Below are 312 nucleotides of genomic sequence, written 5' to 3'. Positions count from 1 at the left end.
TCAAAACAAACCGGTAGCTTAACATTTAATGGCGAACGTAAAGTTTACATATTTATCCTTATGGGATTTAATCGTCCTGCCTGGGCTCCTATTAAACGTGACTTCCTGGAGGTAAACGGGATGCCCGGAGGACACTTATTACAAACAAATACAGGTAAACGTGAAATAAAAGTACCAGTAATACTGAAAGCACTTGACCAGGCTAATATGCAGAAGGTGAAAGAAGATTTAGCAAAGTGGCTTGTCACAGGTGAAGCTAAGGAACTTATATTTGATGATGAGAAAGACAGAACTTACATGGCGGTTGTTGAT

Annotated in this window: 1 protein-coding gene; it reads left to right on the top strand. The window is 39.4% G+C overall.

From position 1 onward, the window contains the following. On the top strand, nt 1–312 hold a 312-nt coding region (locus tag KVT37_RS32050; protein ID WP_217579003.1), incomplete at both ends, for a distal tail protein Dit.

The organism is Mesorhizobium sp. GbtcB19 (genome assembly GCF_019091085.1).
In the GTDB taxonomy this organism is placed as follows: Bacteria; Pseudomonadota; Alphaproteobacteria; order Rhizobiales; family Rhizobiaceae; genus Mesorhizobium.
The sequence above is the reverse complement of the archived record's forward strand: the minus strand, read 5'-3'. Positions and strand labels throughout refer to the sequence as shown.